Genomic DNA, 9,973 nt, shown 5'->3' on the forward strand with positions numbered 1-9,973 from the left:
CAGAGCTCATGTCAGCAGGTGGACTTACCCTACTACACACAATCAAATCAAAGCTTCCCCAATCTGAAAAAATCATTGCAGACTATATCCTTGCCCATCCTGACAAAGTCATTAAAAGCACAGTACATGAAATTAGTCAGGCAGCTGGCGCAAGCAGCTCTGCAGTCATCCGCCTTTGTAAATCTCTCGGGCTGGATGGCTATCACGATTTAAAAATGCGGATCGCTGGAGATTTGATGCATGACGATAAACAAGGCTACAGAGATATCGAACAAGATGAACCGCTTCAATCCATTATTCAAAAAACAGCAGGAAACTCTATTCAATCGATCAAGGACACCGCTTCTATTTTAAATCCAGAAGCTTTAGAAAAGGCTGTTCAATTACTGCTGCATGCAAATCAAATTCATTTTATCGGAGTTGGTGCATCTGGCATCGTCGCAGCTGATGCCCAGCAGAAATTTCTCAGAATTAACTATGCAGCGACAGCCTTCACTGACATGCACATTGCATCTACGGTCATTGCAAATGCGGGAGAGAATGACATTGTGTTTGGTATCTCCTTTTCAGGAGAAACGTTAGACATCATTCAAGCCCTTCAGCTTGCAAAAGACAACCAAGTGAAAACCATTGCTTTAACACATCCAGGTCATACAAGCGTTTCTGCTTTATGTGATGTTCACCTATCGACGTCCGGTTCCAATGAAGCACCTTTTCGCAGTGCTGCCACTTCCTCTAGAATGGCACAGCTCTACTTAATTGATGTCTTGTTCCTCAGTTTAGCTTCTCGTCAATATGAAGAGACAGCGCAATATATTGACAAGACAAGGCATGCCATCCGCTCCATGAAACGAAAATCAAAGGGGGATTCAACATGAGTCATCAAAAGAAATATCAGCAGTTGGCGAAAGACATTCTTTCACTCTGTGGTGGTTCTGAAAATATCTCTTCCCATACACATTGTATGACACGGCTCCGAATTACACCGATTGACAATGAAAAAGTTCACGTCACAGCAATCAAAGAACTCGATGGCGTCATTGGCGTCGTCGAAGCAGAAACGCTTCAAATCATTTTAGGCACTGGTGTTGTCAACCAAGTATCAAGTGCGTTTGAACAGCTGCTAAATGCCTCTGGCTCTTATGATTTAAACAACGAAGCACAAAAAAACAAGCAAGCCATTTCACAAAAAAACCGCACACCGTTCAAGCTGTTCTTACGGCGGATTGCCAGCATTTTCATTCCAATCATTCCGGCACTAGTTGCCTCAGGTCTAATCACCGGGATTACAAAAGCAATCGTGCAAGCAGGCTGGCTTGACGAAAAATCCCAAGCTGCGATTATTTTAACGGTTATAGGGTCTGGCCTGTTCGCTTATCTCGGGATATTAGTCGGAACAAATGCCGCAAAGGAATTTGGAGGCTCTCCTGCATTAGGCGCATTAGCTGGTATCCTCATTATTAACCCAGCCTCCGCAGACATTATGTTATTTGGCACAAATATTCTACCAGGCAGAGGCGGACTCATCGGTGTTCTTCTAGCCGCCATCTTTATGGCACTTGTGGAAACCCGAATTAGACGCTTCGTCCCGCAATCACTTGATATCATCGTCACACCAACCATCACACTACTCATTACAGGCATTTTCACGTACGTTGTCTTCATGCCAGTCGGCGGATTTATATCTGATGCCATCACCTCAGGACTGACTTACCTATTAAATATGGGCGGTATTTTCGCAGGGTTTGTTCTTGGTGCGACCTTCCTCCCGCTTGTTGTAACAGGACTTCACCAAGGGCTGACACCGATTCATATGGAACTCATCAATTCAATTGGAGATGACCCTCTTCTGCCAATTCTCGCTATGGGCGGTGCAGGACAGGTAGGCGCTGCATTCGCCATTTATATGAAAACAAAAAAGAAAAAGCTCAAAAGAGCAATTGCTGGTGGGCTTCCTTCAGGGATGCTGGGCATTGGCGAACCACTCATTTTTGGTGTCACACTCCCGCTGGGACGACCATTTCTCACCGCTTGTCTTGGTGCAGGAATCGGCGGCGCATTTCAAGCCTACTTCCAAATTGCGACGAAAGCCATCGGGGTATCCGGTCTTCCATTAACATTTATTGTTCACACACATCAAATGCTTCTTTACTTAATTGGACTATTTATCGCATATGTTGCTGGATTTTTCTTCACATACTTATTTGGGTTTCATGATGATATGGCTGTTGAGTTCGAGGATCACAATCAATAAGGAGGTCTAGACCTTGAAGAAATGTTTTCTTTTGATCACATGTCTGCTCATGCTCCTTGGGTTACCAGTACAAACATTTGCAACTAGCTCCCATCCTGTATCGTCTTTGTCTAAAACAGCTCCTGAAGGATATCCCGTCTTAAAAAAAGCAAAACGACCGGAACAAGTAGGTGTTTCTTCCAGGCAGCTGAGGAAGGTTGATCAAATGATTCAAAATGACATCAAAGCAGGATTTCCAGGAGCCGCTCTCATCATTATCAAGGACGGAAAGATCGTCCATCAAAAAGCCTATGGCTACCGGCAAAAATACGATGGCACAACAGAGCTCAAATCGTATAAAAAAATGAAAAAGGATACACTATTCGATTTGGCATCCAATACAAAAATGTATGCGACCAACTATGCCCTGCAAAAGCTTGTCTACGAGAAAAAACTTGATGTCAACGAAAAAATACAGACCATCCTTCCAGATTTTCAGGATGAACCTGATGCAAAGGTAACCGGTAAAGACCAGCTTCGGGTAAAAGATCTTCTCACCCATTCTGCGGGTCTCCCTTCCAGTGTCTTATTTTATAGCAAAGAATCAGCTGGCTCTTTTTATTCTCAAGACAGAAAAACAACGATGAAATGGCTGCCAAAGGTACCGCTGCAATACAAGCCAGGTACCCAGCACATTTATAGTGACATTGATTACATGCTGCTAGGCATGATCATCGAGAAGAAAACAGGCATGCCTCTTGATCAATATGTCGAGTCAACGATTTATCGGCCGCTAGGTCTCAAACATACAATGTTCAATCCACTGCAAAAAGGGTTCAAGCCGAAGCATTTTGCAGCAACTGAACGTTTAGGCAATTCACGAGACGGTGTAATCGATTTTGAAAACATCCGACGGTACACCCTGCTAGGTGAAGTACACGACGAGAAAGCATATTACTCAATGGCAGGTATCTCCGGCCACGCTGGACTTTTCTCGAACACCTCAGATATGGCCGTGCTGCTACAGCTGATGCTTAACAAAGGAGGCTATGGAAAAACAACCATTTTTGATCAGGCTTCTATCGATCTCTTTACAGCCTCATCTGATACGAACCCAACTTACGGGCTAGGCTGGCGAAAAAACGGTCATACTGACATGGAATGGATGTTTGGAAAATATGCAAGTAACGAAGCCTATGGGCATACTGGCTGGACCGGCACCATGACGTTGATTGATCCTAAACACGATTTAGGTGTCGTCTTGCTGACGAATAAGAAACATTCACCCGTTGTTTCACCAGAAACAAATCCTAATCAATTTGAAGGTGACCTGTTCCCAACTGGCACTTATGGAAGCATCATGACCGCAATCTACGAATCTTTTCAGTAAAAGGAGGAATTCGATGTTGAAAGCTCTCTTCCCCGCTGCACTGGTTTTAGCCCTGCTAACCTCTTCCATTCCAACGGAAAAGGTTAGCTCCGCCTCTCTGCCAACCGCTAAACAAATGGTTCAGGATATGTCACTGGATGAAAAGATAGGTCAAATGCTCATGCCGGACTTTCGCAATTGGCAAACAAAAGATGAATCCGTACCTACAGGCTTCACAAAGATGAATAACGAAGTATCTCATCTTGTAGAAAAATATCATCTAGGCGGTGTCATCTTGTTTGCCGAAAATGTCGTTGATACGGAACAAACCGTGAAACTCACCCATGAATTTCAAAAAGCATCACCAAACATTCCTTTACTCATTTCCATTGATCAAGAAGGCGGAATCGTCACAAGGTTACAAAAGGGAACACATTTCCCAGGAAATATGTCGATTGGTGCCTCTAGAAGCAAAAAAAATGCATATGACACAGGAAAAATCATCGGAAAAGAATTAAACGCTTTAGGCATCAATACAAACTTCTCTCCTGTGCTTGATGTAAATAATAATCCAAACAACCCCGTCATTGGAGTCCGTTCCTTTAGCTCTGATCCTGCTCTTGTCACTAGGCTTGGTCTTCAAACCATGAAAGGACTTCAAAAGGAAAAGACCATTTCCACACTAAAACATTTCCCGGGACATGGTGATACAGCCGTCGATAGTCACTACGGCTTGCCGCTCGTAGAGCATGACCTAGATCGTTTAAAAAAGGTTGAGCTGTATCCGTTCCAACAAGCGATCAATGCTGGTGCAGATATGGTCATGACCGCTCATGTTCAATTTCCTGCCATTGATGATACAACGTATCGAAGCAAAAAAGATGGCGAGGACATCATGGTTCCAGCAACCTTATCAAAAAAAGTCATCACACACTTATTAAAAGAAGAGATGGGCTTTCACGGCGTTGTTGTGACAGACGCTCTAAATATGAAAGCGGTTGCAGATAATTTCGGACAGGAAGAAGCCGTCGTGATGGCCATTAAAGCAGGTGTCGACATCGCTCTCATGCCAGCACCAGTCACCTCATTAAAAACAGAAAAAAACCTAGAGAATGTATTCAATGCTGTCAAACAAGCGATTTTAAAGAAAGAGATTCCGATATCTCAGATCAACGAATCTGTCGAAAAAATTCTTCAATTGAAAATCAAACGCGGCATTATTTCCTCCAAAAAACCAATCAGTCTTGAGAAAAAAATCAAAAAAGCCACTCAAGTCGTCGGGAAAAAGTCGCACCTTAAAGCAGAACAAAAAATGGCACGTGAAGGAATCACCCTGCTTAAAAACAACAAAAAGACCTTACCTTTCAAGCCTAAAAAGAATGACAAAATCGTGGTCATGGCACCTTACGAAGATCAGACAAAAGCAATGTCTTTCACAGTCGAATCTCTCATGAAACAAAAAAAGATCAAGCCTGTACGCATCCAGTCATATGCTTTTGCGGATAAAACGTTCACCAAAGACTCGGCCAAACTAATAAAAGAAGCTGACTATGTCATCACTGGCTCTTACGTTGTCCAAAATGACCCAGCTGTGAATGATGGCGTAATTGATGACAATGTTCAGGACCCGAAAAAATGGGCAACCGCCTTCCCTCGTGCTGTCATGAAAGAAGCAGCAGCACAAAACAAAAAAATGGTCATCATGAGTCTTAGAAACCCTTATGATGCGGCAAATTTTGAAGAAGCCGATGCCTTACTAGCTGTGTACGGTTTTAAAGGCTACTCAAACGGACAATTCAATCAGCCAAATATTCCTGCTGGACTAGAAGTGATATTTGGAGCTGCATCACCTAAAGGGAAACTGCCAGTTGATATCCCATCTGTCACTCATCCAAATCAAACCCTTTACCCATTCGGCTATGGCCTCAACTTGAAAGGGAAACAGATCAAATAGGAGGGATTCTCTTGAAGAAAACAGTTAGTTTCATACTCGCAAGCTTTCTCATGATGAGCACATTGACCGCCGCCTCTCCCGCAGAAGAACGAACAGATACAAAAGGAAAAAAAACAGCAGTCAAAACAGGGATCGAAACACTTCTCTCAAGCAACCTTTCATGGCTAAAAGGGAAAAGAGTTGGTCTCATTACCAACCCGACTGGCATTGATGCAAATATAAAAAGCAGTGTCGATCTCCTATTTGAACATCCAAATATCAAGCTCACTGCTTTATATGGACCTGAACACGGCGTGCGCGGCGATGCACAAGCAGGAGAAGGCGTCGAATCCTATACCGATGAAAAAACAGGTCTTCCTGTTTACTCTCTTTATGGAAAAACAAGAAAGCCAACTCCTGAAATGCTGAAAAAAGTAGATGTCCTGCTGTTTGATATTCAAGATGTTGGTACTCGTTATTACACCTATATTTACACGATGGCCTATGCGATGGAAGCCGCTAAAGAAAACAACATTCCCTTTGTTGTCCTAGACCGCCCAAATCCCATTGGCGGACTAAAAGTAGAAGGACCTGTTTTAGAGCCTGAACACGCCTCATTTGTAGGGCTCTATCCAATCCCATTAAGACATGGAATGACCACTGGTGAACTTGCAAAACTGTTTAACAAAGAGTTTCATATCAATGCTGATGTAACAGTCATCAAAATGAAAAATTGGAAGCGGTCCATGACATTCGATGATACAAAGCTGCCGTTCGTCCTTCCTTCTCCTAACATGCCAACAGTGGATAGTACCTTTGTATATCCTGCCACAGGATTAATTGAAGGCACAAATGTCTCTGAAGGCAGAGGAACGACAAAACCATTCGAGCTCATTGGTGCACCATATATCAATAGCAGCGAGCTGGCAGATCATTTAAATCAGCTAAAACTAAAAGGCGTTCAATTTAGACCTGTGTCATTCACCCCCACATTTTCTAAACATGCCGGTACACTATCTCATGGTGTGCAGTTATACGTCACAGACCGCTCATCCTTCGAAGCGGTGAAAACGGGGTTATCCATTATCAAAGCAATACATGATTTATACCCTAATGACTTTCAGTTCCTTCAAACTGGCAGCTTTGACAAACTCATCGGGAATGGCTGGATGAAAGAAGAAATCAATAAAGGAACTTCCGTCAAACACATGATGAAACGCTATCATCACGACCTCAAAACATTCGAAAAGAAACGAAAAAAATATCTCATCTATTAAGATCATAGAAAAAACCTCCATCTATCAGAGGATGGAGGTTTTTTTCATGAGAAAGATTTGGTCACAGCAGGTGCTTTCAGCTCAAAACGATTGAGTAAGAAACCAAACAAGGCAGCAAGCACTTGCTGAAACAGCATGCCAATCACCACAGGAACAGCGACAGCAGGCGGGAAAAAGCTAATGGCAAGCACAGCCCCCGCACTAATGTTTCTCATACCGCCCGTATACACGATGGCCACAATCTCTCCTTGAGTACATTTCATCGTCTTTCCAATCAACCATGCAAACGCATATCCGCTCATCGCAATGAGAAACACAGTCGCTGCCTTGCTAAAAAATGCGGCATCCAGTTCACGCAAGTATGGCGCGACAACAGAACTGTTAATCGACACCACTACAAACAAGCCTATTTTTGAAAAAGGTGACAGTGTCTGACTGATCATTTTTGTCACAGCAGGCTTTGCATATTGACGAACGAGCATCCCTAAAATAGATGGAAGCACCACCATCCCAAACAGCCCTTTCATGATAGCGACCATGTCCATATGAACCTGTGTACCGGCTAAAAGTGACAAACTGGCTGGCACAATCAATGGCGAAAGCAATGTATCAATTAAAATAATGGATAACGTTAACCCAACATTCCCTTTATACATTGCCGCCCATATTAAACTAGAAACTCCTGTGGGAATCACCATTGCAAGTGTCAAACCGGTGATCGTCATGGCATCACCCGCAAATATGAGATGTCCCGCTGACCAAGCATAAAGAGGCATCAACACGTGCAAAATCATAAACGATAAAATCAAAGGTAATGGGTGCATCACCGTATGCTTTAAAGCCGAAAAAGTAGAAGACAAACTCCCTGCAAAGGTCATAACAGCAAATACCCATGGCACCAAAAACGTAAAATCCTTTAAATAGGCCGCCAATAAAACACCGAGTAACACACTAAAAGGTGTAATGAGCGGCATCATCCGGCCGAGCACTTGATTTAAACGCACAAGCATGCCGGCCACCTCCATCCCTTCACTTTCTTACCCTTTCTATTGTAACAGACAGAAAGCCCTTTTTAAGAACCATTCACCTGTTTCATAAGCTTTTGACTTGATGTATCCATTCCAACTACGTCCACCTGGACGCCATTTGCTTGATACCTTTCCTTTATACGTTCTATCGCTGATACACCTGATTCATCCCATATACGTGCTTCAGACAAATCAATTACAACAGATTGGAGTTCTTTCCCCTGATGGAAAGCTTGGATCAAGTCAGTGACAGAAGCAAAGAAAATTTGTCCTTTAACTCGATATTCCCAAATACCTGTCTGGCTTTCTTTAGATGTAATATGAAGCTTCGATATCTTTGCGACAAAGAATACCGCACTAAGCAGTACACCTGCAAAAACGCCTTTTGATAAATCATGAGTCAACACCACCGTCACGACCGTGACAACCATCACAATAGAATCTGTTTTCGGATTCTTTTTTAGCTGCTGAAAGGAACTCCAATCAAATGTGCCAATGGAAACCATGAACATCACAGCCACTAGAGCAGCCATCGGAATTTGAACCACGACATCACCTAGTACAAAAATCAGCACCATTAAAAAAGCACCCGCTACAAAGGTAGAAAGCCGGCCTCGTCCTCCTGCCTTCGTATTAATCACAGATTGGCCAATCATCGCACAGCCAGCCATACCACCAAAGAATCCAGCAACCACATTGGCAATCCCTTGACCTCTCGCTTCCTTGTTCTTATTACTAGACGTCTCTGTCATATCATCGACAATCTGTGCGGTTAAAAGAGACTCAAGTAAACCAACCATCGCAAGTGCTAAAGAATAAGGAAAAATGATAGCAAGTGTTTCCCAGTTAAACGGAACTTGAGGAATCAGAAAAACAGGCAAAGAATCAGGAAGCTCTCCCATATCTCCAACTGTTCTAACATCAATATGTCCAAATACAGCCAATATCGTCATTACAATAATGGCAATGAGTGGGGAAGGTATCACCTTTATCACCATAGGCAATAAATAAATGATCAGCAAGGCGCCCCCTGTCATCATATACATGGCCATTGCTTCCCCAACGAAATGTGGAAGCTGAGCCATGAAGATCATAATAGCCAACGCATTAACAAAGCCAACCATGACGGACCTCGGAATAAATTTCATCAAACGAGACACTCGACACAATCCAAACACAATTTGAATCAAACCCGTCAAAATCGTAGCTGCAAACAAATATTGCAACCCATGATCAGCGACCAAGTTAACCATGACGAGGGCCATAGCCCCTGTTGCAGCCGAAATCATGCCTGGGCGTCCACCAACAAACGAAATCACAATCGCGATACAAAACGATGCATACAAGCCGACCTTCGGATCAACGCCCGCAATAATCGAAAACGCAATGGCCTCAGGAATTAAAGCCAGTGCGACTAATATACCCGCAAGCACGTCCTGACGTACATGTCCAAACCATTCTTGCTTTACAAATAAATCTTTCAAATCATCTACTCCTTTTTATATACATACCGTACATGGAAAAAGAAGAGCAACTATACCTGGAGATAAAGAAAGGGAAAACAAACGATACTTCACTTTCGGGGGAAAAGAGGAACGTACAGAGTCTTTTGATATAGAGGATATCACTTTAGTAAGAATAAAAGAAAGAGAATGAAGAATCAAGAACAAAAAGAAGGAGATAAGTAAAAAATCGATGCAACACTTCTGTGCAAGCCGTTTTATTCTCTTTCCTAATGTCATCAGTCTACTGATCATCGAGCAGTTCAATATATATGTAAACAAACAAAAAAAGCCTTCTCATCATCGAGAAACCTTGTCATATTAACATATAGAGGAAAGCTTCCAAGCGGGCTCGAACCGCTGACCTCTTCCTTACCATGGAAGTGCTCTACCTACTGAGCTATGGAAGCATGGCTCCGCAGGTAGGACTCGAACCTACGACCGATCGGTTAACAGCCGATAGCTCTACCACTGAGCTACTGCGGAATGATAAAGTAACTTCTTCCATTGGAAGGATATAAACAAAAAGCTTGGCGGCGTCCTACTCTCACAGGGGGAAACCCCCAACTACCATCGGCGCTGAAGAGCTTAACTTCCGTGTTCGGTATGGGAACGGGTGTGACCTCTTCGC

The 9,973-nt window shown here is 43.1% G+C and carries 7 protein-coding genes, 2 tRNA genes and 1 rRNA gene; 5 read left to right on the plus strand and 5 right to left on the minus strand.

The window, feature by feature from the left end:
• Nucleotides 1–8 precede the first annotated feature (8 nt).
• From ASE42_RS18030 to ASE42_RS18050, 5 genes are read left to right on the plus strand one after another with little or no spacing between them, the layout of a single operon-like run.
• Nucleotides 9–878, plus strand: a complete 870-nt coding sequence (locus tag ASE42_RS18030; RefSeq protein WP_041106088.1) for a MurR/RpiR family transcriptional regulator — start codon at nt 9–11, stop codon at nt 876–878.
• A complete protein-coding gene (locus ASE42_RS18035) occupies nt 875–2,254 on the plus strand; it encodes a PTS transporter subunit EIIC (protein WP_056768511.1) in 1,380 nt (459 codons plus the stop codon). The genes ASE42_RS18030 and ASE42_RS18035 overlap by 4 nt, the downstream gene beginning before the upstream one ends.
• Nucleotides 2,255–2,267: 13 nt before the next feature.
• Entirely contained in the window at nt 2,268–3,623 is a 1,356-nt protein-coding gene (gene pbp4b / locus ASE42_RS18040) for a penicillin binding protein PBP4B (RefSeq protein WP_056768512.1), read from the plus strand.
• Nucleotides 3,624–3,636: 13 nt separating this feature from the next.
• The gene (locus ASE42_RS18045) at nt 3,637–5,556 is read left to right on the plus strand and encodes a glycoside hydrolase family 3 protein (protein ID WP_056768514.1); all 1,920 of its coding nucleotides are present in this window, start codon (nt 3,637–3,639) and stop codon (nt 5,554–5,556) included.
• A gap of 11 nt (nt 5,557–5,567) precedes the next feature.
• The gene (locus ASE42_RS18050) at nt 5,568–6,812 is read left to right on the plus strand and encodes an exo-beta-N-acetylmuramidase NamZ domain-containing protein (protein ID WP_041106081.1); all 1,245 of its coding nucleotides are present in this window, start codon (nt 5,568–5,570) and stop codon (nt 6,810–6,812) included.
• 44 nt (nt 6,813–6,856) lie between these two features.
• Here the strand turns inward: ASE42_RS18050 and ASE42_RS18055 are convergent, their stop codons facing one another.
• The 5 genes from ASE42_RS18055 to rrf form a co-directional block, all read right to left on the minus strand.
• Entirely contained in the window at nt 6,857–7,822 is a 966-nt protein-coding gene (locus ASE42_RS18055) for a bile acid:sodium symporter family protein (protein WP_034283929.1), read from the minus strand.
• A gap of 62 nt (nt 7,823–7,884) precedes the next feature.
• Nucleotides 7,885–9,324, minus strand: coding sequence for a SulP family inorganic anion transporter (locus ASE42_RS18060; RefSeq protein WP_056768516.1), 1,440 nt, complete (start codon nt 9,322–9,324; stop codon nt 7,885–7,887).
• A gap of 355 nt (nt 9,325–9,679) precedes the next feature.
• Nucleotides 9,680–9,752 (minus strand) — tRNA-Thr (locus tag ASE42_RS18065).
• A 1-nt stretch (nt 9,753) separates the two neighbouring features.
• Nucleotides 9,754–9,828: transfer RNA gene (locus ASE42_RS18070), tRNA-Asn, on the minus strand.
• Nucleotides 9,829–9,870: 42 nt separating this feature from the next.
• A 5S ribosomal RNA gene (gene rrf, locus ASE42_RS18075) occupies nt 9,871–9,973 on the minus strand; the annotation flags it as partial.

The organism is Bacillus sp. Root920 (assembly GCF_001429445.1).
GTDB lineage: Bacteria > Bacillota > Bacilli > Bacillales > Bacillaceae > Bacillus > Bacillus safensis.